Origin of the sequence: Roseibium sp., from assembly GCF_039982295.1 — a bacterium.
Lineage (GTDB): Bacteria > Pseudomonadota > Alphaproteobacteria > Rhizobiales > Stappiaceae > Roseibium.
Map to the genome: position 1 here is coordinate 18,657 of NZ_JBDWYP010000091.1, position 25,634 is coordinate 44,290.

Here is a 25,634-nt window from a genome sequence, read left to right on the forward strand (position 1 = left end):
GCGTAGATGCGATCTGATGACTTCTCTTCCTCAACCGATCCACAATTTCCGGCAACCAGAAGTGAAATATGCTTCACCTGTTGAATATCCTCGGACCCATTTCGATCATCACCTTTATCGGCTACGCGATGGGCAAATCGACGCTTGGCCTGCATTCTCGCACGCTGAGCTCGATTGTCATTCTTGTGGCAACACCGGCGCTGATTTTTCATACGCTTACGTCGATGCACGTCAGCAGCGGTTCATTGGAAATAATGGCGCTGGCCGCCGCCGGGTGTATGGCGATCGCAGGTCTGCTAGGCTTTCTGCTGGTTTGGGCGACAGGCGGCTCCGTGAGTGGTTACCTGCCAGGCTTGATGTTGCCGAATTCAGGGAATATGGGACTGCCGCTCGCGATCCTGACGTTCGGAGACGAAGGCATGAAGCTGGGCGCCTCCTACTTCTTCGTCGTCGCCGTGATACAGCATTCGGTCGGCGTATCGATTGCGTCGGGAACAGTGAGCCTGACACATCTGCTCAGGCAACCGCTCATTTACTCGATTTTCCTCGTTCTTGCGGTGACCATCCTGGAGCTCCCGGTTCCTCAGGTTGTTCTGAAGACGACAGAAATGTTGGGGGGGATGATGGTGCCCGCGATGCTGATCCTCTTGGGAAATTCACTGGCTACACTGAAGGTCGCGGACCTGAAGCCTGCCATCGCGATTGCGGTCGGGCGCCTTGGTCTTGGCGTCGTGTCAGCACTGGTCGTCATCTACGCCCTCGACCTGACCGGCACGGTGGCTGGCGTCACCTTTATTTTGGCGACCATGCCGACAGCAATCGTGACATATGTTTTTGCCGAGCAGTATCATCGCAATTCGAACCAGGTTGCGGGTGCAGTTGTCGTTTCGACGGTGCTGACGTTTGTTTGTTTGCCGGCACTCATCTGGGCAGCTCTCTGGTTTACCAAACACACGGTCTGATCGGGGCATTTCGACAGGGACATGCAGACAGAATGAAGAAGATAAAGCTCCAGCATTTGCGTTTCTTTGTTGCTGTCTATGAAGAGCGATCGATTACCGCCGCTGCAGAGAAAGTCCATGCCACTCAATCGGGCGTGAGTGTACAGGTTCGCGATCTTGAGCAAATCCTGGGCCTGTCTTTGTTCGAGCGCAGTTCATCCGGTGTCGCGCCGACAAAAGCGGGTGACCGGATTTATCAACGCGTCGCAGTCATCCTGCGTGAAATTGGAAAGCTCGAAGAAGAGGTTTCGGATCATTCCAAATATCTGACTGGTGAAGTGCGCGTCGGCGTCATGCCGACATTCGCCAGAGCGATCCTCGCACCTGTGTTGTCTCACTTTCTGGACGAAAATCCGATGGTGGAGGTGAAAGTGACTGAGGGCTATAGCGCGGTCTTGACCGAGATGGTCAGGGCTGGCGAACTCGATCTTGCGGTGGTTCCCAGAGGCGAACTCGGCAACGGCCTGCGTTCGACCTTCCTCGAAACCGATCTTGAAATCCTGGTCAGCCCCAAGCCGCTCGACGGTGTAACGGGCGGCGCAGATTTGTCTGCAATCCCGCCGCTGAAACTGGCCCTTCCAGGGCTGGGCAATGCACGGCGTGCAAAAATTGATCAGCACTTGAGTGCTTTTTCGGGGGCAGTACACTCCGTCCTTGAAATGGACTCCATGATGACCACGCTCGACCTGGTTCGCCAGGGCGAGTGGTGTTCGATCTTGCCCGGATGCCTTTGCCTTCCGGACCTGGAAAATTCAGTCGTTCATCTCCATCCGATCATCCGCCCGAATATGACCGTGGACTACTTGTTGATCGAGCCGGCAACGAAAGAAGCGACGACCGTCGTGCAGTTGTTTTCTGATCTGCTGGTCGCCGAAATTCGAAAGTGTTGCGGGATCGTTCGGGCGCATTTTCTGAGCACCAGAATGCCAGGTTGAATATCGGTGAATTGGTCGACCAATTTGGGTTGTTACTTAGCTGATTTGTAGAATTTTTCCAAGAAAACTGATATTAATATTGCTATATTTACAGTGGTATATAAAGTGGTTGGACGTTAATTGTTCCGGCTTGATTGGTGAACCAATTTAGCCTCGAGGAATTGCTTAGAGCGAGTGGATGTCTGGGAGGGATTATGCCGCACGTATCGCCTTTGTCGATGTCTGAGACCAAGCAGGCTCAGGAGGATATTGCTTGGTTGGCGTCTGCTACCGGGTTTACCGCAAACTCAATGTTGACGCTGTCCCGGCGGCCTGAAATTGCGAAGGCTGTCCTGGAGCTGATCCGTGCTGTCGTCCGTAACCCCGATGGTACGGTTGATCCGGAGCTTCGATGGATGGTGGCGCATATCACCAGTCTCTCCAATGGCTGCTCTTATTGCTCCGCGCATACATTTAAAAACGGTGCTGATGCCGGAGTGTCGCAGGAAAAGCTCGATGCGATCTGGGAGTTTGAGACGTCGTCGGTGTTCTCTGCGGCCGAACGTTCTGCGCTTAGGGTGGCTCTGACAGGAGGGCAGTGTCCTGCCTATGCCAATCCCGATGACATGGTCGAAATGCGCAAGCACTTTTCCGAAGAGCAAATCGTCGAGTTGGGAGCGGTGATCGCGTTGTTTGGTTTCAACAACAGGTGGAACGCTCTTATGGAGACTGATGTTGAGCCGCAAGTGACGGAATTTCTTGAGGAAAATGGTTATCGGGGGGCGAAAGAAGATCGCGCTTGAGGGGGCGTGAATCTGCAGAATTGGGCGTAAGCCTATCGCAATCAACTGGGAGGAAAAATCATGAGTGATGAAAAAACAGGTGGCTTGGATCGCCGTAAATTTCTTGCAGGATCGGCCGGTATTGCTGGTGCGGCGGCGTTGGAAATTACCATTCCTGGCTCTGCTTTTGCGCAAAGCTACCCAAGTCGACCGGTCACGCTTGTCGTCATGTATTCTGCTGGCGGTGGTACCGATACGATCATGCGCAAGCTGGCTGAGGAGATGGCGGCTGCCAAGGGTTGGACGATCAACGTTGTCAACAAACCTGGTGCTGTAGGTGGTGTCGCAACTCAATATGTTTCTGCAGCTCGCCCAGATGGCTATACGCTGCTTGGCGGTGCCAACTACAACCGTTTTGTCCGCGTCCTCGGGCATGCCGAATTCACGCCTTGGGAGGAATGGGTTCCGATGAAGGCGGCCAACGCACTCGCGAGCTGGTCTGTTCGGAAAGACTCACCATTTCAAACCTTTGAGGACATGATTGCCGCAGCCAAGGCAAATCCGGGCAGTGTTTCGATCTCGACTTCCGGTACCGGTGGCGTGTGGCATGAGCTCGCTTTGATCGTTGCCGACCTTGCCGGGGTCGAGTTGAAATACGTTCCTTACAAAGGTGGCAAGCCTGCCACGTTGGCCGGCCTTCAGGGCGAGACCGATATTTCGGGCGGCGGCGTGCACGAGCACATCGATCTGATACGCGCAGGCGAGATGCGGAACCTGTGCCAGACGAGCGCAGAGGACATCGTTCTGGAGGACGGTACGGTTCTGCCGTCCATCGCGTCCATCATTCCTGAAAGCCGCAAAATCCTGCCGGTTGGGGCAACTTACAACTTCATGATGCGCCGCGATCTTCCGCCGGAAGTTCTTCAGGAATTGGCTGACGGTTTCCGTGCTGCAGCGAATTCTGACGGGTTCAAGGACCTGATGAAGGCGAAGTTCTTCCAGCTTGATGTCAAGGTGGGCGAGGAAGCTGATCGTGAAGGAGCATTGATGGAGACGGTTACGGTCGACATCTTCAACCGCTTCCAGGACCAGATTGGTGCCGAGGTCCAGACCGCCGACGCATTGGGACTTCCCAAGCCGGAAGACTTCGATACCTGGTGGCCTCCCAAGGGCTATACGCCAGCCCCGATCAAGTAGAACACAGCCAAAAATTTCGGGCGTGAAGAAAAACCACGCCCGAAATCCCTTCCTTGTTCATTGTTTGAGGTCTGCGGCGTGAAGTCTGAGCATGTAGATGAGATTAAATTTGAAGGCGAGGATGCGCATGCGGGTTACGCAGCACCTTTCCTTGACCTCATTGCAGCCGCGTTTTTGCTGGCAATTGCAACGCTTGTCGTTGTGGCGTCACTCTTGCTGCCCGTGCCAGGTGAATTGGCCACTGCGCCGGGACTTTTGCCGTTTTTGACTGCTGTTTCGCTCGGTGGAATGGCAATCCTGCTCGCAGTCTCTGCAATTCAACGACGCCGGACGGGAACACCCCTGATGATGTTTGCGCCGGGTGAGGTCTCGGAGCAGATGCGCGCCGTCCCACTGGCTGCTGCCATCGCAATCTATATCGCCGGCCTGCAATGGCTTGCGTTTCAGACGCACCTTCAGGTTGCTGGTGTGCACTATGTGCTGAGCGCTTTTGAGCCGCTGACTATCCTCGCCCTGTCGGCAATCATGAGGGTGTATTGGGGCGGCCCGCTCCTCGCAATCGTCGCTATCGCTACGGGTTGGACGCTGGTGCTCTCGATTGTGTTCCAGAAAATTTTTCAAATTCCATTGCCGGGAGGGTTCTGAGACATGATTGATGCATTTCTTCAACTCATGAACCCGAGCCTCCTGGCTCTTACTCTCGCCGGTGTCAGTCTTGGTATCATCTGGGGAGCACTCCCGGGCCTGTCAACCACGATGGCGATGGGACTGTTGATCGGGCTTTCTGCCGGCCTGTCCCAGGAAGCATCGATCTGTTTCATGTTGGGCGTCTATACGGGCAGTGTCTTTGGGGGGGCGATCTCGGCCGTTCTGATCAATATTCCCGGCACGCCCGATGCCGTCCCGACCATGATCGAGGGGCATCAACTTGCTCAAAGAGGAGAGGGCGGCCAGGCACTTGGGATGTCAATCGCGGCTTCCTTTGTCGGTGGAAGCATTGGCATCGTTTTGCTGATTACCCTGATCCCGCTGATTTTGACCTTCGCACTCAATTTCCGCTCCTGGGAGATGTTCTGGCTTGCGGTCATTGGCATCATGGTTTCCGGTTCAATGGCGGCAGGCTCCATGCCGTTGAAAGGATGGATTGCAGGTTGGATCGGCCTTCTGGTGTCGCTTGTCGGCTTGGATTCGATCCACGCTGTGCCGCGCTTCACCTTTGGCAGTTTCATGCTCTTCGATGGCGTTTCCTACGTTGCCATCCTGATCGGTCTCTTCGGCCTTGCCGAGATCTTAAGGACGCTTCCCTCCAAGGACACGCCAACCATTCCGAGCAAGGTCGGGCGCCTGATGCCGCGTTTCGGGCTGCTGATGCGCTTTGCGCCGTCAGCTGTCCGCTCCGGAGTGCTCGGGACATTTATCGGCGCCATTCCTGGTGCTGGTGCGAATGTAGCCTCCTTCCTGGCCTACGACATAGGTCGCCGTCGGGCGAAGCCTGAAGAAAAGGCCAAGTGGGGCAAGGGTAGCTATGAGGCCTTGGTCTGCGCCGAGACGTCCAATAACGCCAATATTGGCGGATCCATGCTGCCGACACTGGCACTTGGCATTCCGGGGAATGCAGCCGCGGCTGCTCTGCTGGCGGCCTTGACCCTCAAGAATGTGAGCGTTGGACCAACAATCGAGTTGGATCATCCCGGACTGATCTATTTCATCTACGGCGCGCTGATCATTGCGAACTTCATGATGTATCTGGCGGCCTTTGCTCTGATTGCACCTTGCGTAAAGCTGTTCAGCCTGCCGCGTGGCGTGCTGATGCCGCTGATTATCCCGGTCTGCGTGATTGGTGCCTATGCAGTGAAGCTATCCATGTTCGACGTGTGGGTGATGTTCGCCGCCGGCGCCGCCGGTTGGCTGCTGACAATATTCCACTTCCCCGTCGCTCCTGTCGTTCTCGGCGTGATCCTTGGGCCTCTGGCGGACGAAAACCTCCGGCGCTCGCTGCTCGTGTTCGACGACAAATCAATCGGTTTCGTTCTGTCGCAATGGATTGGAACAGGTCTGATGATCTGCGTCAGCTTGGTGGTGATCGAAGGTCTGCTGCGAGCGATGCGCTCTGCGAAGGGCAATGATGCGGAGTATGCCGCGCAAAATCTTGAAGGAACTCGGAATGTCTAAGCAAACACGCAAGGAAATCGGACTTGCCATCGTCGGTTGCGGAACGATCGGGCGTATCAGGGCCGAGCTTGCGCGTGCGTATCCCGGTGTAGGCTGGGTCGGATTGTGCGACGTAAAATCGGATATTGGCCAAAAGCTTGCCACTGATATCGACGCGGATTTCTTTACAACCGACTACCGTGAACTTCTCGCACGGCCTGAGGTAACCGCAACCATCATTGCGACTGATGAGAACTTCCACTTTGATCCGACGCTACTTGCGATCGAGAAGGGGCATGACCTCTTTATCGAAAAGCCGCTTGCCACGGATGCACGCCAGTCCGCACAGCTTTTCGAGCAGATCCAGGCCAACGATATTGATGCCGTGATTGGCTACACCAATCGCTTTCGCCGCCGCTTCCTTGCGATAAAGGAACGACTGATTACCGGACAGATCGGTGATGTGCATTCTGTCGTGACCCGCGCTTTCATGAACAGGATGGTGCCGCTTGCGACCGTGCAACGTACCCAGGACCGCGCGACGCTGACGCCTATGGTGGTTTCCGGCACGCACAGCCTCGATATGTCGCTGTGGCTCATGGAGGGCAAGACGCCAGTGAGCGTCTTCGCGCAATCGACCGATAAAGTGCTTGGCAAGTGGGGAACTAAGGATTCCACGTTTGGCATCTTTACGATGGATGACGGTTCGATTTTTTCCATGAACATTTCATGGGGGTTGCCTGAGGTATGGCCTGGCGCTGTCTATGGCATCGAAATCGGGATCGTGGGCTCCGAAGGCGTCATCGACGTGGAGGATACGCACCGCGATCTTGTGATGGCGACAAATGTTGCTCAGGGCGCTGGCTATGCGCCAGAGGGTTACACTGCGCCGGACAGGCATGTCGAATTCCTCACCAGCTATCCCCCAGGGGATCTGCATGACGGCCAACTCTGGGGCCCGATGCGTGAAGAGACGAACGCCTGGTACCAGCATCTCTACACCGGGCAACGCACGCCGCATGCAACAGCAGCTGACGGACATCGCAACTTGCTGATGACGATGGCGATGGACCTGTCCGCGAAGCGCGGACGTCCGGTCGATCTGCCCGTCGCTCCTGACGAGCTGATGAAGGAACTGGTGAGCTGATGAAGGATCTGACATGAGCCCGATTAAAATAACATTTGGCGGCTATCAGGGCGACAATTCGGTCCATACCCGCGGTGCGCGCAAATTGTGCGAGCTCTTGTCGAGCTCGCTTGGAGACGCGGTCGACGTGGAGTTTCGGCAGAACATCGTGTCTCAGGGGCACAAGGCATCTGATCTCCTGTCGTTGACGGAGAGCGGTGAACTGGACGGGTGCTACTTCTCGTCGAGTTACCTTGCCGGCCGGGTTCCTGAATTGGCGTTGTTTGACCAACACTTTGCTGTTGCCGATCGTCTGCATGCCTATGGTGTTCTCGACGGGTCTTTGGGGCGCCGCCTGGCAGATGAGGTCGCCGCCAAGACCGGTTTTGTCGTCCTGGGCTACTGGGACAACGGCCTGCGCCACATTTCCTCTGCTCAAACCGAAATCCGGAGGCCGGAGGATTGTGAGGGGTTGAAACTCAGGACGTTGGCCAGCGACGACCACCAACGTGTTTTTAAGGCGCTGGGATTTGACCCGATGGCGATTGACGTCCGTGACTTGCCGGAGGCCGTTGCGAATTTTCGCGTCGATGCGCAGGAAAACCCTCTGACCAATATCTACAACTTTGACCTTCACAAGACCCATCGCAAGATCACGTTGACCGGTCACCTTCTTGGTGTCGCTCTGGTTCTGTTCAACCGCAAAACAGTTGAGTCCTGGCCGGCAGAGGTGCGTGACGCAGTCATAAGCGCAGTCTCGGAAGCAACCCGGTATCAGCGGCAGTTTGCGGAGGACGATGATGGAATTTGCACCAAGGCGCTCGTCGCTGATGGTGTGGAACTCATCGAATTGACGGCGCCGGAACGGGCCGAGTTTGTGAAGGCAACCCGAGCCGAAGTTGAAAAAACCAGGCAGAGATTCAGCTCCGAACTGATCGAACTTTTCGAGAATGATCTGGCGCAGATGAACTGATGGCAGAGGTCAACAAACACCGAGGAGCGCGCTGTTGCGATGATTAACCGCGAAGTAAAAAAGTCTCCAGCGTTCATGTTCGCAGTCACCGTTCTGGTGCTTGCCTGCCTGGCGCTTGTTTTCATGGGAAGCCTTGTTGCCGCACCGAAGCTTTTGTTCGGAAGATCCCTGACGGCAATCTCTCCGGATAGTTTCCCTTTCGTGATTTTGACCCTGATGGCGCTGTTGTGCGTTCTGCAGGTGGGCATGCAGGTCCGAGGCTTCCAGATTGAGTCAGGACCGGCGCTTGGCAAGGACGGCTGGTATCGCGGGACCTACTTCTTTGCCATCCTGACGGGGTATGCCCTGATGATGGTGCCCTTCGGCTTCCAGATCTCGTCAACGATCGCGACGGCACTTCTGTCCGTCCAGATGGGAAATCGGAATTGGGCACAAATTGCAGTGCTGTCGATCTGTGGGCCGTCGTTGCTCTACCTCGGAGCAACGCGATTGCTCGCTGTATCCCTGCCGGAGCTCAACGTCATTGAATTGGCCTACGGCAGTCTTCTGGGTGGATGAGCCAATGAACACATTGGGATTGATGAGAATACAAGATGATTGAACAGTTCATTGAGGGCTTTGGCCTGGCGCTGCGCGTTGATACTTTTGTGATGATGGGCCTTGGCCTATTTGGCGGCATGCTCGTCGGCGCGCTGCCCGGGTTCACGACGCTTATGGCGATGGCCATTTTGCTTCCGATCTCCTTCTTCCTCGATCCGATCGTTGGCATTCCCTTCCTTTTGGGCATCTACAAGGGAGGCATCTTCGGGGGCAGCATTCCTGCGATCCTGGTCTCGATGCCCGGCACGGGGGCGGCGGTTGCAACGTCAATTGATGGTTACAAGCTGACCCAAAAGGGCAAGTCGCGAAAAGCGCTCGACATGGCTTTGTTTTCGTCAGTGCTCGGCGATATGTCGAGCGACATCTTCACGATGATGATGATCTTCCCGATCGCCTATCTGGTGATGCAGTTCGGCCCGCCAGAGCTGTTCGCAGTGCTTTTGATGAGCTTGGTGATCATTGCGGCGACGTCGGGCTCCAACCCGATGCGGGCCTTGATCATGATGCTTCTTGGCATCTGGCTTTCTTTCATCGGAACCGACCCGTTGGGCGGGGTGGAGCGGTTCACGTTTGGATTGTTCGAACTCAAGTCCGGCATTCCGCTTTTGCCGATGCTGATCGGGGTGTTCGCAATCCCCGAAGTCGCCAGCGTGGTCATGCGTAACGAGAAAGCCCGCCATCTTGCGGGTCTCATGGGCGAGCGACTGACGTGGGCGGAGTTCAAGAAGACACTGAGAACGATCTGCCGATCCACGGTTATTGGAACGGGCATCGGAACCATCCCCGGCCTTGGCCAGGTGGTTGCGGCGATGATGGGCTATTCAGCTGCGAAAAACGCGTCCGATCATCCAGAGACCTTCGGGGAAGGGGAGCTGGAAGGCGTTGCCGCGGCAGAGGCTGCGAACAACGCAGTGAATGGACCGACCATGGTTCCGCTGCTCACGCTCGGGATTCCCGGTGACAATGTGACGGCGATCCTGCTCGGAGCATTCGTTGCTCAGGGATTGCGGCCCGGTCCGCAGCTGTTCGATGAGCAAGGCGCCACGGTCTTCGCGATCCTGATCGCAATGGTGTTCGCGAACCTTATGTTCCTCGCCATTGGATACCTGTCTATTCCGTTCTTCTCGCGGCTTGTGACGATCAAGGTCTCCGTCCTGATCCCGCTGGTGATCATGTTTGCTTTCGCGGGCGCCTATGTTTTCCGCTCGGACTCGGTCGATCTGCTCATGCTGGTTGGTTTCGGGATCTTCGGCATCGTTGCAAGGGCTGCAAAGTTTGACGTGATGCCGATGGTGATGGGGTTCATTCTGGGGGAGCCCATGGAATATGCGTTTGGCCAAACGGTTGCCATGGCGAACGGTGATCTCGCCGGATTCTTCCTTGGCGATCGGCAGGGTGCCCTCGCAGTTCTGCTGGTTATTCCCGCAATCGGATTTCTGCTTTGGAGGCGTATGCGTAAAACAATAGCGCACTAACCCAAAGAGAATACGCATGGCCAAGACGCGCATCGGCTAGGCCATGTCGACTTTCTGCAAGATGCAATTGGGAGGAATTGAAATGTTGAGGAAGACCATCAAGATGACTTCGTCGGTCATGGTCGCTGCAGGCATGGCACTTGGTTTGTCATCCGGCATCGCCCACGCAGAATTCCCGGAAAAGCCGATCACGATGGTGATCCCGCTTGGTGCCGGTGGTTCACATGACTTGAACGCGCGCGTTGTAACGTCCATCATCCCGAGCTACATCAATCAGGCGATGATCGTTCGTTTGACGCCTGGTGCAGGCGGCCAGAAGGGTACACAGGAAGTCGCAAATTCAGCGGCGGATGGGTACACTTTGCTGTTCACGCATAACTACATCGACATGCTTCAGCAGCATGTTGAGACCCTGCCTTATGATCCGGGTGCTGACTTCAAGCCGGTGGCACGTATCAACTACGCTCCGATTGCGGTCGTTGTGAATGCTGACAGTCCTTATCAGACATTTGAGGAACTGATTGCCGCTTCCAAGGAAAAGCCAGGTGGAATCCAGATGGCGCATTCCGGAAACTGGGGCGCGCTCTTCGTACCAGCTGCCCAGGTGATGAAAGCTCTGGATGTTTCCTGGAACCTCGTTCCATACCAAGGTGGTGGCCCAGCTATGCAGGCGCTCCTTTCTGGTGATGCAGACGTCACGATGGGCTTTCCATCTGCATTGGCACCACAACTTGCTGCGGGCAAAGTCCGGGTTCTGGCGACAGCCGGCGCTGAGCGCATTTACGAAGATGTTCCAACCCTGGCCGAAGTTGGCGTCGAGGGAGATGTAGGGTTCATGCACCGCGTCGTGCTGACACCGGCCGATACGCCTGATGAAGTTGTCGAACAACTGACTGGTGCGTTCAAGGCTTTGGCAGAGGACAAAACTTTCGTGCGCATGATGGGTCGCCTTGGCGAAAACGTCGATATCCTGGATGGCCCGACCTACGAAGCCATGCGTAAGGAGCAGAGCGTTGCCTATAAGGATCTCGTCGAAAAACTGACGAGCCAGTAACGCGAAATCCTAGGTGCGCGGATTTTTCCGCGCACCTTTCCCCCTTTAGGGTACGGACCCGAAAATGCGGCCTATTGGGCGTTGAAATGGCACGTGACTTAGCGGAAGCGCTCCAAGGCGTTTTTGTCTGGCCGAGGGCGCTGACACTTTCGTCAAAAGCCAAATCAACGCCCTTTGGATCTTGCTAATTTATCCGGCGTTGGCTGTGCGACGGAACTGAAATGCTCCGCATTTCCGATTTTGACACATCTTGTCGCCGGAAAAGCTGCTCCAGATCAAAGCCAATGCGGTTATGGGGCGTGTCCTGGCAACAGGGCTAACAGAAGGCGGGTTTTACCGTCCATACGCGAGCGATTTACAGGCGTGCGTCAAAGAGAGATCCAAGGGACGCGCGCTAATGAATTCATGAATTTTTACAATAAAAAGACGCAGCCCAAGGCTGACTAGAATAAAAATACAAATATGTGGAGGGAATTATGAATAACCTTACGAAATCAATTGTAGGAGCTGCTTCGGCGTTGCTTTTTTTTGCGAGCACGGGCGCACAGGCCGATGTTAAACTGCAGGATGGCACAATCCTGTCTGATAAGCCGACTTTCATAGTGACTTATGTAGAGGCGGATGTCGCAAGCACTGATGCTGCCAGGAAATTGATCGAAGATCAGGTCGCGAACAGCAAGTCAGAGAACGGAAACTTGCGTTTCGAAGCTGTGCAGCGCATTGGCCAGGGCAATCACTTCGTGATTCTGGAAGCATGGGATGGTCCGGAGTCGCGGGCTGCTCACGCTGCTTCAGATCACACCATCGCGTTCCGCAATGCACTGGAGCCAATGCTTTATGCACCCTATGATGAACGCCCACATGTTGGTCTTGGTGCCGCTGATCCGTCAACTTTGCCCGCCGGTGACGACAAGACAATCTACGTCATCACACATGCCGACATCATTCCGCCTGAGCAGTTTGCACCTTGCGATCGGCAGGTGGATGCCAGCGGTCCTTGCGGCAACGAAATGATGACTGGACTTGCCGAATTTGGACGCACTCATGACGGCAATATGCGTTTTGATATTCTGACGCAGTCTAACCGTGGCAACCACATGAGCGTTGTTGAAATGTGGGACAGTGCGGCTTCGCAAGCAGCTCATCAGATCACACCGGAAAAGAAGGCTTTCCGCAATGAGCTGTCCGGTATTCCGGCAGCAGGTGGTGTGAATGAGGATCCGCAGTTTGTTCTCAACATGCTGACCGGCAGTCTTTATGACGAACGCCTTTATACGTTGATCGGAAACTAATCGACCTTTGCCCGGGCCGTTTTGCAGCGACGGCCCGGGCTTTTTTTGGGGGGGGAATAGCAGATCTTAAAGAGGCGATAGGCAGCTCTTTTAGAGGGGGGCAATGCCCAGTCTTTCGGCGAGTTTGTCCAATTGCGCCTTCAGCGCTGGCGCCACGGGGATGCCGGAAGCGGAGCGTTCGCCTTTGATACGGGCAAGTCTTTCCCCCGGCAGCCGGATTTCGTCCACTCCGGGTAGTTTGGGAGACGATTTCATTTCGCCCCAAACACGATCAATGTCTGCACGGAATTTGGATGGATCGGTAAAAGCCTTGATGTCGAGAGCGATGATGAAATGACCGGTGTTGGTGGTGGTTTTACTGTCCGCGTTGAAGTCTATGACGTCCTGCCCGAAAGCCGCGCCGTTCAGGGTTCCTGCCAGAATTCCGAAGATCAGGGCCAGGCCATAGCCCTTGGGACCGCCAATGGGCAGAAGAAAACCTTCAGACGCGCGGGTCGGATCGGTCAGAGGGGTGCCCTGTTTGTCGATCATCCAGCCTTCAGGGATGGTTTCGCCCCGTTGGGCTGCCGTTTTGACCTTGCCATAGGCGGCGACTGTGGTCGCCATATCCAGAACGATCGGTGGGTTTTGACCAGAGGGAACCGCGATCGCGATCGGGTTGGTGCTCAACAACATTTCGGTGCCGCCCCAGGGGGGGAGATGGTTGGCGCTTCCAACCGCGACGTAAATTCCGATCATGTCCTTTTTCAGGGGCATCATCGCGTAGAGAGAGGCGGGACCAGCGTGGTTGGAGTGACGAGCGCCGACCCAGCTGATGCCGGTGGTTTCCGCCTTGTTCATCGCCATCTGGGTCGCGTGATGCATCACGAGATGTCCGAGGCCGTTGTCTCCATCGATCAGTGCGGTCGCGGTGCGTTCCTCGATAACCTTGAATTTCGGGTCAACATTCATTCCGCCCGACAAGATGCGATTAACATATTGAGGCAACCGAAAGACACCATGTCCATCCTGCCCGTTCAAGTCGGCTTGAGTCATCAGATCTGCTGCGACCCGAGCATTGTGTTCGGGGAAGCCGCAGGCGAGAAAACTACGAGTTATGAATGATCTAAGAGATTCTGCTGAGAGATTGGATGGTGTGCTGGACAATGTGTTGACTCCCTAGGTGCTGCCGCAGGCAGCGTTTTTTGAAATGAAGAAGAGGATCCAGGAAATGACCGATGGTATTACGGTGACATACGACGAGATTGCCCCTTTCAGCCGGGGAGATGGGGTTGAAACCCGGCTAATGGTTGGCAAGGGGAATGCACCAGAAACGCCCTTTACAACTGGCACGACCGCATTTCCTGCGGGCTCGGCCGCGCCTTTGCACAGCCACAACTGTGCCGAGCAGGTGACCATCCTCGAAGGGCAGGCTGATGCGATGATTGGCGGCGAAATCGTCCGTCTTGGAGCGATGGACACGACGTTCGTCCCCGCCAATGTTCCGCACTACTTTCGCAACTCGGGCACGGGCAGGTTGGTGATCCTTTGGATCTATGGTGCCAGAGACGTTACGCGAACATTCACTGAAAGTGGTGAGACGGTACCTCACATGTCTCCCAAAGATCAGGTTTGAAGACCACATAAAGTGGCTGAAACTGTATTGAACCTGCATGTCGGATGAGGCCAGATTGTTCAACATCACGGGGCCTTGAATGAAATGGTTGACCAATATCGCAGACTCTGCAATATTGTGTGCCGGTCTAATTATAGCGACATGATGTTTTCTTAAAAAGTCTCATTATTATAATTAGGTAGGGAATTTATCCGAATTTTTCGTTGAAACTCTATTGTCGGAATTGGAAAACCAATTAACACGAAAGCACATACGCGTTTGCGATCCTGGGTCGCAAATTCCGGTCTGAGTGTGGGCGCGAAGCTTCCGCCGGAACGGGATCTGTCCGGCTCGCTCGGAATCAGCCGCACGGAGTTGCGCAAGGCTCTTCTGCTTCTCGAAGCCGAAGGGGGGGTGGAGCGCCGGGTGGGGAGTGGCACCTTTCTCAAGCGTTTGCCTGAAAAGAAGAATGACGTTTCCATCGCTGGCAGCACGGCAGCTTTGTCGGAATGCACCGGTCCTTATGAGGCGATGATGGCTCGGTTGGCGCTGGAGCCTGAACTGGCAAGAATGGCGGCACTCCATGCGACGCCTCAACAACTGCGCAAATTGCGTGGTTTGTGCGCCGATATGAAGTCGAGTCGCAACTGGACTGAATATGAGAAGCTTGATGCGATCTTTCACGACGTGGTTGCCAGCGCGTCGGGAAATTCCCTGCTTCATGAGCTTTTCAAAATTGTGAACGGGGTGAGGCTCGTGGTGGTTTGGAGGCGCCTGGATACCTCGCAGACTGTTCCGCCCCCCGACTATCACTCCTTCGACGAGCATGACGCGATCGTCTCCGCTTTGGAGCGGCGTGCGAGCGGAGAGGCCCGCAAGGCAATGCAGTCGCATCTGCAGACCACCCTGAACGCAATGACTTCCGAATAGTGAGTTTTATATCGCCGAATTGTTCGTACAATCTCTTTGATGGTATGTGCCGTTAAGTCGCGTGATTATGGCGTTTTCGGGTTAAATATCCGGACAAATGTGATATCTCTGGTTCGAGGAAATTCAAGAACCGGAGGAATTCATGAGGCAGGTCGAAGTCGCGGTTATCGGTACGGGTTGGTGTGGGGGGATACGCGCCGAGTCACTTGCAAAATCTGCGCTGGTTGACAGGCTGCACATTTGCGAAATCAAGCCCGAGCGTCTGGCAGAAGTGAAGGCTCTGACCAATCCAGCGACGGCGACGACTGACTATCAGGATATCGTCAAAAACCCGGCTATTGAGGTTGTCTACATTTCGACCACTCCGGAAGGGTCCCATTACCCCATTGCACGCGATTGCCTGAAAGCCGGGAAGCACGTGCTTCTGGAAAAGCCGATTGCGCTTGAGCTTTGGGAAGCCGACGAGCTGATTTCGATCTCTCGCAAGAACAATCTCAAGTTCACGATTGGATATTCCCAGCGCTTCAACTCGAAGATCGCCTACGCCAAAAAGTCGATCACCGAGGGCAAACTGGGCAAGGTCGTCAATGTGATGGTGAGCAGACACCTGTCACGAAACCTTGGCAAGAAAATAGCAAATCGGGTGAAGCTCTCGCCCGTTGCCATGGAATCGACCCACGATCTGGACTTTGTCATGTGGTTGTTGGCCCCGGCCAAGCCAGTGAAAGTGTACTCTCAAGGCGCCTACGGTTACATGAAGGAACTGAACGGTTCCTATGACTGTATGTGGTCGACCGTCACGATGGACGACGGAACCCTGGTAGTTGTCGGCGGCGGTTGGAACTTGCCACCAAGCTATCCGAACTACTGCGGAACCTGGATTGAAATCACGGGTACCGAAGGAGCTCTGATCCTTGACGACACGTCGCGAGACAACTGGCTGAATACGGTTGCCAATGGGACCGAGTATCCCATGTCGACGATGCCAGGTGAGCATGTTGATCATATGTTCGCAGGTCAAATGGGTCCGGAAACGATCCACTTCCTGGAATCCGTCTTGATGGATACGCCCCCGATGGTGGCTCCCGAACACGCGCGGATGGTGATGGAAACCTATTCTGCCGCTGATATCTCTGCCGAGGTCGGAGAGCCAATCAGCCTGCCGCTTTCAAACCATTCTCTCGCCATGTTGGCGGATATGAAAGCTGCCAAATGACCCAGGCGGTCGCAGTCATCGGCTTGGGCCAGATGGGCCGTGGAATTGCGCGGAACCTGGATAAGGCCGGTGTGCTGGTTGCTGCTTCAGACGTACAGGAAGAGGCATTCAAAGCGGCGAATTTGTCGGCGAATGTCTCGTTTGATGCCGGTCAGGCCCTGGTGGACAAGGCCGACATCATCTTGTGCGTGGTCCCTTCCAGCGATGAAATCGGTCTTGCGTTGCGCGGTTGCGTTGCCGGATCAAGGCAGGTCATCGTTGATTTGACCACGTCAGACCCCGCCAAAAGTCAAATTCTGGCGGGGGAACTTTCCGCGCTTGGCTTTGGCTATCTCGATGCGGCGATGACAGGCGGGGCAGCTGGTGCCGACGCGGGAGCGCTGACGCTGATGGTTGGTGGCGACGGTGAGACTTTATCGGCCATCCGCCCGGTGTTGGACGTGATTGCTGATCAGGTCTTCCACCTCGGTGCGGTGGGGTCCGGCCACGCTATGAAGCTGGTTCACAATATGATCCTGCACAGCAACTTCCTTGCGACTTGTGAAGGACTGCGACTTGCCGAGCGTGCCGGTCTCGACTTGAACAAAGCCGTCAGTGTTTTGAATGCTGGAAATGCCCGCAGCTTCGTTAGCGAGGTACGGTTTCCCCGCGATATTTTGAGCGGCACAATGATGGCACGGTCAGTGGTGGCCAATTTGGACAAGGATTTGGGCATGGCGATGTCATTTGCCGCCAAGATGGAGGCACCCGTTCCCTACGGGTCAATGACGTCCGGAATTTTGTCCCATGCTGTCTCCGCCGGCCATGGAGCTACGGATTTCTCGTGGCTTTTTCCATTGTATGAAGAACTTGTTCAAAGTCCCGGAGATGATGATGATGACCGATAGTATCGGTGTTTTCGGTCTTGGCCTGATAGGGCAGGCTTTGGCCCATAGGCTCCTGCAGGCTGGGCATTCGGTTGCAGGTTTCGACCCAAATCCGGACCGAATGGCCGATCTCGAACAAGCCGGTGGTCTACCTGCCCAAGAGGCAGATATCTGGGCTTCGAAGACGGTCCTGGCTGCGGTGTTTGATACTGACCAACTGCTGTCGGTCATTCGGTCCGCCCCGGCTGGGAGCGATGTCACACTGGTTGCGACCAGCACTTGTGACCCCGACCGGATGCTGGAGTTGGAGGAGGAGGCTGCGAGGTATGGTATCCGCCTTCTGGAAGCGCCGCTTTCTGGAACCAGCAAGGACCTGGCCAACGGCAATGCGGTGTTTCTCGTTGGTGGAAGTGAGTCGCTGGCTGATGCCAATACGTGGCTGTTTTCACTGCTTGGCCGCGCCCACTACTACGTTGGGGGGCTTGGAAATGGCAATCGCGCCAAGCTCGCAATCAACCTCGTTCTTGGGCTAAATCGGGCGGCACTCGCAGAAGGTCTGGTGTTTGCAAAGGCCCTTGGCCTTCAGCCAAATGATTTTCTTGAGCTGGCTCGCAATTCTGCCGCCTATTCAGCGGTCATGGAGACCAAGGGACCTCTCATGACGGCTCGAGATTTCAAGCCTTTGGGCCGGATAACGCAGTCGGCTAAGGACTTCAAACTTATCCGGACGCTGGCCGGCAACGCTGAGCAAGGCCTGCCTTTCGCCGAAACTTATTCGGCGATGGTCGACGATTGCATTGCTGAAGGCGAGGGCGATATAGACAATTCAGCGATTTTGCTCGCAATCGAGAGAGTCAAGTTTCAGGGCGACTAGTTACCATGGACCAGTCCAGGGCGAGAAAAAAGCCAACCCCTTCGCGCAAGGCGCCTTCCAAGTACGTTGAAATCGAAAGCGCGTTGAGAGCTGAGATCGAGAGTGGTGTCTATCCGGTCGGCAGCCTTTTGCCGACTGAACATGCGCTCTGCGAACGTTTGTCTGCAAGCCGCTTCACGGTGCGGCAGGCACTAGCGGGACTAAAAGCGTCCGGACATATTGAGCCGCGCGCCGGGTTGGGAACCATCATCCTTCGCGATAAGCCGCGCGAGGCGATCACACACACCATGAGTTCTTTTGAAGATCTGCTGATTTATCCTGGTGAAACCTACCGTAAGCATCTGGCAATTTCCGTAGAACAGCTTGCGCCAACGCTTGCGCATTTCCTTGGCGTTGCCTCTGGCCAAAAATGGAGCTGCCTGAAGGCAATGAGGCTCGCCAGAGGGACAGATGCGCCCATCTCCTGGCTGGATGCTTATGTGAAGCCAGAGTTTGCAGATGTTCTGGATCAACCAAATCCCAATGGCGTCTCGATTTTGAAACAGATTGAGGAAAGACACTGCCATTTCGCAGCGAACGCACAGGTTGAAATCTTCGTCGGACGGATTGAAGAGGATTTGTCTGAACCTTTGCAATGCGATACCGGAGCTCCGGCCCTGATCATCTTGCGCAGATACAAGAACTCAGATGGCGAGATCTATCTGGTGACCTATTCGGTGCACCCTGAGAGCCGCTTCTCGCTGAACTTTGAGTTTGAAAAGCAGGTCAGCCCGACAATCGCGTGATCGCGTCGACGCAGGCATCAAAAGTTGCCCAGGAACTGCCACCAGAAATAGGTGAGTGGCAGACCGATCAGCGCAGTTCCGGCGAACAGGGCGAGACAGACCCGCACCAGCGGCGCAAGCGGCAGGTTTGCAAGGGCCATCGCGAGGATCAGGGGCGGGGCCTGGTAGGGGAGCAACGGAGTGGCAATTCCGATGACCTGAGCCATTGCGACTGTGTGGATCGGCCAGCCTGCGGCAGCGGCAATCGGTTCTGCCAGCGGCGCCAGGACCAGAGGGGCCGCGGGCGCTGTCGTCAGGTGAGACAGCAGCATCGCAAAGCCTGTAATCGAATAGAGATCACGTAAATTCGAGCCTTGGCCCAGGCCAAGATATGGGATGAGTGTGTCGGCAACCAAGCCGTTCAGGCCCGTATGCGTTGCCACCGCCGCCACCGCAAACACACCTGCAAGAAAGAACGCCGGTGACAGATCAATGCTTGTCTTCATTGCGTCTTTCTTTAGGAAACCCGTCGCTGGCACGAGGATGAAAGACGCCAGAGTGAGCGCGATCCATGCTGGTGAAATGTGATGAAGGGAATCCGTGGCCCAAAAGACGATCGCCAGAGCGAGAAGTCCAAGCAGATAAAGCTGCCTGCGTGTAAGCGGTTCGACACGGGGCTGCTCGATGCCAGTTGTTTGCGCTGCGTTTTTCGCAAATGGCAGCATGACGGCGACGAGGAGCAGAAATCGCACAGCGTTTGCCGGAAGCTGTTGGATGAAATAATCCGCATACGATGGATGAATGCCGTAGAGGGTCTCCAGAGCGCCGTAGTGGACGATCGTCGGAAGGTTCGCCGTCAAGATGGCGTAGGTCGGCAGAAGCGTGCTGGCCGCAGCCGTCACGGACAAACCAATATGCCCACGCGTTCCGGGTCGATACCCCATCACCTCGGCCAATGACGCGGCAATTGGCACGAGAATTATGATCCGCGGGATTGTTGAGGGGATAAGCAGGCCCAAACCCAGCCCGGTAAACGCAAGGATCAAGGTTGCGCGGCTGTAGGATGTGCCGGTTCGTTCGAAGATCCGCGATGCAATTTGTTTTCCAAGACCTGTTTGGGTGATCGCAGATCCGATGATCAATCCGGACACCAGCAACCAAAAACCGCCGGTGGTGAAGCCTGAAAAGATAACGTCTGCGGGAGCTGCGCCAATCGCAAGAAAGGCCAAAAAACACCAGATCGCCGTCAGGACCTCCGGGACGACCCGGGTCGCAAAGAAAACGATCGCAAGCAGGGACACTGCAGAGACCCGGATCGTGATGTCATCGGCGGACGTTGTAAGAACAACGGCCGCCGCTACCAGTGCAGCGGCGCCAGCAAGGCTCTGTGATGAAGTCATGGCACCGTTCGCCCCGTTCTTTGCTGGCGCAGATATCCAGACCCTATGGGATCAGGATCGTTGAACCGGTCGTAGCGCCATCGGCGAGGAGACGGTGTGCTTCCACGACCTCATCCAGGCGCATCTTCTGGTTTACATTGACCGTCAGAACGCCTTCCAGGATGAGTTGAAACACCTGCTCCGCCGCGTGCACAAGATCGCTCCGTTCCTTGATGTAATCTGCCAGCGTTGGTCTGGTGAAGTACAACGAGCCGCTGTGCTGAAGGAGGCTCGGTGCAACCGGTGGAGCTTCGCCTGTGGTGGCGCCATAGGACACAAAGAGACCGTACCTTGAAAGGCTTGCGATTGAGGCATCGAAACTGGCAGCTCCGATACTGTCATAAACAACGGGCACGCCGTTTCCGCCGGTCAGTTCTTTCACCCTGCCGGCTACATTCTCGCTCTTTCTATCAATCGCTTCCGCATAGCCGAGTTTGAGGATCGCTTCGCAGTTGTCCGGGCCCGACGTGATCCCGATCATTCGAGCGCCCAGATGAGCTCCCCATTGTCCGGCCAACTGCCCAACGCCGCCTGACGCGGCCCAGAAAAGAACATCCTGACCCGGCCCGACCTTGTGGGTGCGGTTGAGAAGATATTCGACAGTCGTCCCTTTCATGAGCACCGCAGCTGCGACCTCATCCGAAATTCCGTCTGGAATTTGGACAAGACGGGCACTCGGCACGTTTCGATGCGTTGCGTAGGCGCCGAGCACAGGGCCGTAGGCAACCCGGTCGCCGATCGAAAAGTCCGTTACGCCTTCGCCAACGGCGATAACCCGACCTGCAGCTTCCAGCCCCAAGGGACTGGGCAGGGACATCTTGTAAGCACCCGAGCGCTGGTAGATGTCCATGTAATTCAGGCCAATTGCCGTCTGTTCGACCTGGACCTCGCCAGCGCCTGGACCTGCAAGTTCATGGTCTTCCAGCTGCATAACCTCAGGCCCGCCCTGGGCATGCATCACAACACGCGTTGTCTTCATATCAATTGTCCTGTCAGGAATTTAGGTGGTGAATTCGCCTGCTTCGAGCATGATCGTTTCGACTTCGCCCGCTCCGTTTTCACGACGATGGCGCGCGGCTTCATCATACTCGGCCGACTGAAAGCATGCGACGCCTTGTTCAAAGGTCGGAAACTCTATGACAACGAAGCGTTTGAACTTGGCGGGACCTTCCATGATTTGGAATTTTCCGCCACGGGCAAGCACCTTGCCACCATACTTGGTGACGATGGCAGGTACCTGGTCTGTGTAACGCTTGTAGGCAACAGGGTCGTTGATCAGCGACCGCGCGATCCAATAGGCGGGCATAGGTTTTTCCTCTGATTAGGTCCAAACAGGCTACATCAGCGCGTTGGGCAATGTGTTTGCGATCTGCGGGAATGCGGCGAGCAACAGAACCATCAACAGCATGATCCCCCAGTAGGGAATAGACGATCTGAAGATGGCCTGGACGCCGATATCCCTGTCTTGAATTGCGGCTTTGACAGTGTAGACCAAGAGCCCGAAGGGAGGTGTCAGGAGCCCGGCTTCGATCGCAATGATGCCGAGAATGGCGAAGCTGAGTTGATCGAAGCCAAAGGCCATGGCCACCGGTTCGACAATCGGAACGGTCAGAAGCATGATCGAAATGGAGTCGATGATCATTCCCAAAACGAACCAGACAATCACGATGATTGTCAGGACCATGTAGGGGTCCAGTCCAGACTCTTCGAAGAACGTGCGAATTGCAGTGGTTATGCCCGTCATCGCGAGGGTTCTCGAGTACAGTGCGGCGGCCAGCAACAAAATCATGATAGGTGCAGCTGTTTTGCCAACCTGGTAGATCGCCTGGACGAAACTGTTCCAGTTCATGCCTTTCGTCAGGGCAAGAACCAAAGCTAGTGCGGCGCCTGCGCCGGCACCTTCGGTTGGCGTGAATACGCCCCACCAGATACCGCCAAGTACAGCGCTTATTATGCCAATCACTCCGATCAGGGATGTTGCAAATTGGCGCGCAGGAAGCTCCTTGCGTGTCGTGTCCATTTCGGGATCAGGTTCAGCGTGTGCTTTGCCCTCGCCAACCATTTCAGGCTTAAAGACAGCGGTCAGGACAATGTAGACGATGAAGAAAGTCGCAAGCAGGATGCCGGGAAGGACGCCCGCGAGGAAGAGCCGACCAATCGACTGTTCCGTCAAGATACCCCAGACGATCATGAGCACAGAAGGCGGTATCAGCATGCCGAGACAGCTCGAACCTGCAATCGCTCCCAGAGAGAAACCACGGTGGTAGTTATGCGCCTTCATTTCGGGGTAGGCGATCCGCGAGAAGGCGGCGGCCGACGCAATGGATACGCCCGTGACGAAAGAAAAGACCGTGTTGCCAAGCACTGTGGCAATCGCCAGCCGGGCAGGGATCCGGCGCAATCCCTTGTTAATGGCGACATAAATGTCGGTTATCGCGCCCGATCTGCCCATGAACTCGCCCATCAACATGAACAGTGGGATCACGGCAAAGGTGAAATCGCGCAAGGCCTCGGCCGACGTTGAAGCAAGGGTTGCCTCGACAATCCGGAGCTTTCCGGTGACGAGGTAGATGCCGACGACGCTGGCGATCCCCAGTGATACGGCTACGTGAACGCCGATGAGGACGAGAAAAAGCAATCCGCAAACAATCAGTCCTGCGGTGGTATAGTCAAACACACTCGGCTCCGATCTTCACAGGTTCATTCGCTCGATCCGCAGGCCAAAAATTTCGACGATGCAGAGCAAGAGGTAATTGACACCGGCGAGGCCGCCGCCGAGTAGAATGGCAAATCGAGCCGGCCATACCGGCACACGCAGCGCGCCTTCGCCGTCAAACTCCCCGTTGGCAAAGGACCTCAGCGCCGGCTTGATTCCAGCCTTGAGCAAGAAGAAAAACAGCAGGCCGCCGAGCACATATGCCAGGATCAACAGGGCCTTTTGTGCGCCGTGCGGGAGGGCTGCGACCAGAAAATCAGCACGCAACATGGACTGACTGCGCACGGCATATCCGACCTGCATGAAGACGATGATGACAACGGAATTGGCGACGATCTCCTTGGTGCCGGAAATCGGCATGTTCATCGCCCTGAAGATGATGTCGGCCAGAATGAAGAAACATAAGGCAAAGGCCCATATTGCGCCGAAAACCATCAGAAACTTCGTAAGTCGATCCGTAAAGCGAACCAGTGCCATTGCGGTCTCGTATAGACAGAAACTGGACAGGGTGGGGCCCGCCGACAGACGCGTCAGCGGGCCAGTTACGCGGATCTCGAGACGTTACTTGATCTCGTAACGAACCGGCCATGTGTAGCCATTGGCTTCGGCACGTTCGATCGCCAGGTTGAGAACCTCAGTCGCGGGAAGGCCTTGCGCGTCGAGTTCCGAGGCCATCTTCTGCGGCCACTCGGCGAGGGACTCAGCCCATGCCTTGCGAACGGAAGGGTCGATCTCGCTCACGGTAATGAGGCCCTTCAACTCTTCAACCAACCGGTCATACTCGGACGCATTCACCGAACCAGTCTGCTGCTCGAAATCTGCAGCTACCTCAAGGAGGATCGGCTTCACGTCTTCAGGTAGTTCGTTAAAGGTGTCCTGATTAATCGTCAGTCCATGCCAGGTCATCGAACCAAAGCCGATGAGTGTGTAGAAGGGACCCGGCTCGTAGAGCTTGAGGTTGACCCAAGCCGACGGGAACATGATCCAGCCTTCGTAGACGTGTGTCTTCATCTCTGTGTAAGCAGTCGCCAGAGAAGACTGTACCGGAGACACGCCACCGTATTTGAGCCAATTCAGGTTCAGTCCGGCACCGGCGATCTTCTGGTCCTTGAGATCAGATAGCTCATCCCATTCAAAAGACGTGCCCAGGTTGTATCCACCATCTGCAATGCGGGCGAGGAGTACCTGGTTGAATTTTTCCTCGAATACGTCTGAGAGATAAGGGACAGCTTCATAGACCTCCTGAGCGGACTTCAACGATGTTTCAGGATCCATAGTGCCAAACGGCAGCATCACCTGGAACGCATGAAGCGGTAGGTTTGAAGGTTCGAAGCAATAGCAGAAGCCGCCAATGTCGATGATGCCGTCTTGAACGCCTTCAAGAACTTCTGTCACCTTGACGATGGAACCGGAATAGCCTTCAACGAAGTTGATCGTATGATCGGTGCGTTCTTCAACACGGCGCTTGAGCTCTGGTTGGAAGTAGTTTTGCATCAGGCCGGCGTAAACGACGCCTGGCGGGTGGCCAGAGCCAATTCGCAGGTTGATTTCCTCGGCCATTGCTGTGGATGCCAAGGTGGAAATCGCGACAGTTGCTGCCATTTTGCTTATGATATTATTCATTCTTTACCTCCCTCTGGTTGTCGTTTTCTCGTTTCTTACTTCCTCGTTTTTCTTGTAACTTGGTTCGATGGGGCCGTCGGCTGAGCAGGTCCCGGTATTCGGGACTTGCTCTTGTTTTCGTATTGGACTTGAAAACCAGATGCTTAAAGAGCGTCCAGATCCGCCTTCAAGGCGGTTTTTTGTTCTGCCGTTAGCGGGACAAGTGGCGGTGCCATTCGTGTCCAGCTGTCGTCACCGGAACGCCAGGCCTCAATCTGTTTCATGCCTGCCATCATCGGGTATTTTCCGGCGAGTGAACGCCGACGCCTGACCTCTTCCATAGCTGCGTCGCGCTCTGCGCCCTCTGGCGCCTTCCGGGCCTTTTGGACCCAGTTCGCAAATGCGTTGGTCGATCCGGAAATGATGCCGGCGGTGCCGATGGACAGGCCGTCCCAGAGCATCGCTTCAGAGGATGGATAGATATCGAAATCTTCGGTAACACCGCCAGTGGCTTCGACGAACGCGCGAGATTGTTCGAAGTCGCCACTGCTGTCTTTGAGGCCTGCGATTACTGCGCCAAAGTCAGCCCTCAATCGTTTGACCAGATTGGTCGACAGAGGAGCCTGAGACATTTGCGGAAAATGATAGAGGTACACGCGCAGGCGGTCGTCGCCGATCTTTTCGACCAGATTGGCGAAGTAACTGTAAAGACCGTCATCGGAGGCGTTCTTGTAGTAATACGGAGGCAGGACGAGGACGTTCACAAATCCTGCGTCCACGGCTGCACGTGTCAACTCAACACAATCGCCTGCTGCCGGTGCGCCCGTGCCGAAAATGACGCTGTCCGTGGGCATGCCTGCTTCCGCAAAAGCTGCCGGCAAGGCGAGGCGGTCCCGCATTGATACCGAAGTTCCTTCGCCGGTGGTGCCCGTAGGTGCAACACCGTCGCAACCGCCATCCGACATCAAATGTTTGCAGTAGGCGATGAGCTTTGCAGTGTTCAAGGTGCCATCAGCATCGAACGGTGAGACGGCTGCGGCGTAGATGCCACGTTTGGCTTTGGTCATC

The 25,634-nt window shown here is 55.5% G+C and carries 26 protein-coding genes; 18 read left to right on the forward strand and 8 right to left on the reverse strand.

The window, feature by feature from the left end:
- The first annotated feature begins 68 nt into the window (after positions 1-68).
- The 12 genes from ABJZ52_RS19165 to ABJZ52_RS19220 all read left to right on the forward strand — a co-directional run bounded on the left by ABJZ52_RS19165 (position 69) and on the right by ABJZ52_RS19220 (position 12,565).
- Positions 69-962, forward strand: coding sequence for an AEC family transporter (locus tag ABJZ52_RS19165; protein WP_348187799.1), 894 nt, complete (start codon positions 69-71; stop codon positions 960-962).
- A gap of 32 nt (positions 963-994) precedes the next feature.
- Positions 995-1,936: a LysR family transcriptional regulator gene (locus ABJZ52_RS19170; protein ID WP_348187801.1), complete on the forward strand. Its 942-nt coding sequence runs from the start codon at positions 995-997 to the stop codon at positions 1,934-1,936.
- Between the two features lie 194 nt (positions 1,937-2,130).
- The gene (locus ABJZ52_RS19175; RefSeq protein ID WP_348187804.1) at positions 2,131-2,718 is read left to right on the forward strand and encodes a carboxymuconolactone decarboxylase family protein; all 588 of its coding nucleotides are present in this window, start codon (positions 2,131-2,133) and stop codon (positions 2,716-2,718) included.
- Between the two features lie 60 nt (positions 2,719-2,778).
- Entirely contained in the window at positions 2,779-3,894 is a 1,116-nt protein-coding gene (locus ABJZ52_RS19180; RefSeq protein WP_348187806.1) for a tripartite tricarboxylate transporter substrate binding protein, read from the forward strand.
- Positions 3,895-3,972: 78 nt separating this feature from the next.
- Complete coding sequence (locus tag ABJZ52_RS19185; RefSeq protein WP_348187809.1) at positions 3,973-4,539, forward strand: tripartite tricarboxylate transporter TctB family protein; 567 nt, start codon at positions 3,973-3,975, stop codon at positions 4,537-4,539.
- Positions 4,540-4,542: 3 nt separating this feature from the next.
- A complete protein-coding gene (locus tag ABJZ52_RS19190) occupies positions 4,543-6,066 on the forward strand; it encodes a tripartite tricarboxylate transporter permease (protein ID WP_348187811.1) in 1,524 nt (507 codons plus the stop codon).
- Complete coding sequence (locus ABJZ52_RS19195) at positions 6,059-7,192, forward strand: Gfo/Idh/MocA family oxidoreductase (protein WP_348187813.1); 1,134 nt, start codon at positions 6,059-6,061, stop codon at positions 7,190-7,192. Before ABJZ52_RS19190 ends, ABJZ52_RS19195 begins: the two co-directional genes overlap by 8 nt.
- Positions 7,193-7,205: 13 nt before the next feature.
- Positions 7,206-8,144: a TRAP transporter substrate-binding protein gene (locus ABJZ52_RS19200; protein WP_348187815.1), complete on the forward strand. Its 939-nt coding sequence runs from the start codon at positions 7,206-7,208 to the stop codon at positions 8,142-8,144.
- Between the two features lie 39 nt (positions 8,145-8,183).
- Positions 8,184-8,702 (forward strand): tripartite tricarboxylate transporter TctB family protein, encoded by a 519-nt coding sequence (locus tag ABJZ52_RS19205; protein ID WP_348187817.1) that lies wholly within the window; start codon positions 8,184-8,186, stop codon positions 8,700-8,702.
- A 35-nt stretch (positions 8,703-8,737) separates the two neighbouring features.
- The gene (locus ABJZ52_RS19210; protein WP_348187820.1) at positions 8,738-10,219 is read left to right on the forward strand and encodes a tripartite tricarboxylate transporter permease; all 1,482 of its coding nucleotides are present in this window, start codon (positions 8,738-8,740) and stop codon (positions 10,217-10,219) included.
- 82 nt (positions 10,220-10,301) lie between these two features.
- Positions 10,302-11,273, forward strand: coding sequence for a tripartite tricarboxylate transporter substrate binding protein (locus ABJZ52_RS19215; protein ID WP_348187823.1), 972 nt, complete (start codon positions 10,302-10,304; stop codon positions 11,271-11,273).
- A 476-nt stretch (positions 11,274-11,749) separates the two neighbouring features.
- Positions 11,750-12,565, forward strand: coding sequence for an antibiotic biosynthesis monooxygenase (locus ABJZ52_RS19220; protein WP_348187825.1), 816 nt, complete (start codon positions 11,750-11,752; stop codon positions 12,563-12,565).
- Positions 12,566-12,655: 90 nt separating this feature from the next.
- On the opposite strand, the gene ABJZ52_RS19225 is transcribed toward ABJZ52_RS19220, so the two are convergent.
- A complete protein-coding gene (locus tag ABJZ52_RS19225; RefSeq protein ID WP_348187828.1) occupies positions 12,656-13,711 on the reverse strand; it encodes an Ldh family oxidoreductase in 1,056 nt (351 codons plus the stop codon).
- A 64-nt stretch (positions 13,712-13,775) separates the two neighbouring features.
- Between ABJZ52_RS19225 and ABJZ52_RS19230 the strand changes: the two genes are divergently transcribed.
- From ABJZ52_RS19230 to ABJZ52_RS19255, 6 genes are all read left to right on the forward strand, one after another.
- Positions 13,776-14,180 (forward strand): cupin domain-containing protein, encoded by a 405-nt coding sequence (locus tag ABJZ52_RS19230; RefSeq protein ID WP_348187830.1) that lies wholly within the window; start codon positions 13,776-13,778, stop codon positions 14,178-14,180.
- 258 nt (positions 14,181-14,438) lie between these two features.
- Positions 14,439-15,089: an FCD domain-containing protein gene (locus tag ABJZ52_RS19235; protein WP_348187832.1), complete on the forward strand. Its 651-nt coding sequence runs from the start codon at positions 14,439-14,441 to the stop codon at positions 15,087-15,089.
- 142 nt (positions 15,090-15,231) lie between these two features.
- Complete coding sequence (locus ABJZ52_RS19240; RefSeq protein ID WP_348187834.1) at positions 15,232-16,305, forward strand: Gfo/Idh/MocA family oxidoreductase; 1,074 nt, start codon at positions 15,232-15,234, stop codon at positions 16,303-16,305.
- Positions 16,302-17,192, forward strand: coding sequence for an NAD(P)-dependent oxidoreductase (locus ABJZ52_RS19245; protein ID WP_348187837.1), 891 nt, complete (start codon positions 16,302-16,304; stop codon positions 17,190-17,192). Before ABJZ52_RS19240 ends, ABJZ52_RS19245 begins: the two co-directional genes overlap by 4 nt.
- Positions 17,182-18,045, forward strand: a complete 864-nt coding sequence (locus ABJZ52_RS19250) for an NAD(P)-dependent oxidoreductase (RefSeq protein WP_348187839.1) — start codon at positions 17,182-17,184, stop codon at positions 18,043-18,045. The genes ABJZ52_RS19245 and ABJZ52_RS19250 overlap by 11 nt, the downstream gene beginning before the upstream one ends.
- A gap of 5 nt (positions 18,046-18,050) precedes the next feature.
- Positions 18,051-18,830, forward strand: a complete 780-nt coding sequence (locus tag ABJZ52_RS19255; protein ID WP_348187841.1) for a GntR family transcriptional regulator — start codon at positions 18,051-18,053, stop codon at positions 18,828-18,830.
- Between the two features lie 17 nt (positions 18,831-18,847).
- On the opposite strand, the gene ABJZ52_RS19260 is transcribed toward ABJZ52_RS19255, so the two are convergent.
- The 7 genes from ABJZ52_RS19260 to ABJZ52_RS19290 form a co-directional block, all read right to left on the reverse strand.
- The gene (locus ABJZ52_RS19260; protein ID WP_348187842.1) at positions 18,848-20,209 is read right to left on the reverse strand and encodes an SLC13 family permease; all 1,362 of its coding nucleotides are present in this window, start codon (positions 20,207-20,209) and stop codon (positions 18,848-18,850) included.
- 43 nt (positions 20,210-20,252) lie between these two features.
- A complete protein-coding gene (locus ABJZ52_RS19265) occupies positions 20,253-21,227 on the reverse strand; it encodes a quinone oxidoreductase (protein WP_348187844.1) in 975 nt (324 codons plus the stop codon).
- A 21-nt stretch (positions 21,228-21,248) separates the two neighbouring features.
- Entirely contained in the window at positions 21,249-21,554 is a 306-nt protein-coding gene (locus ABJZ52_RS19270) for a DUF1330 domain-containing protein (protein WP_153769001.1), read from the reverse strand.
- Between the two features lie 30 nt (positions 21,555-21,584).
- Complete coding sequence (locus tag ABJZ52_RS19275; RefSeq protein ID WP_348187846.1) at positions 21,585-22,925, reverse strand: TRAP transporter large permease subunit; 1,341 nt, start codon at positions 22,923-22,925, stop codon at positions 21,585-21,587.
- 15 nt (positions 22,926-22,940) lie between these two features.
- Positions 22,941-23,441: a TRAP transporter small permease gene (locus tag ABJZ52_RS19280; protein WP_348187849.1), complete on the reverse strand. Its 501-nt coding sequence runs from the start codon at positions 23,439-23,441 to the stop codon at positions 22,941-22,943.
- 84 nt (positions 23,442-23,525) lie between these two features.
- Positions 23,526-24,587, reverse strand: coding sequence for a C4-dicarboxylate TRAP transporter substrate-binding protein (locus ABJZ52_RS19285; protein WP_348187850.1), 1,062 nt, complete (start codon positions 24,585-24,587; stop codon positions 23,526-23,528).
- Positions 24,588-24,730: 143 nt separating this feature from the next.
- Positions 24,731-25,633: a dihydrodipicolinate synthase family protein gene (locus ABJZ52_RS19290; RefSeq protein ID WP_348187852.1), complete on the reverse strand. Its 903-nt coding sequence runs from the start codon at positions 25,631-25,633 to the stop codon at positions 24,731-24,733.
- Between the last annotated feature and the right edge of the window lies 1 nt (position 25,634).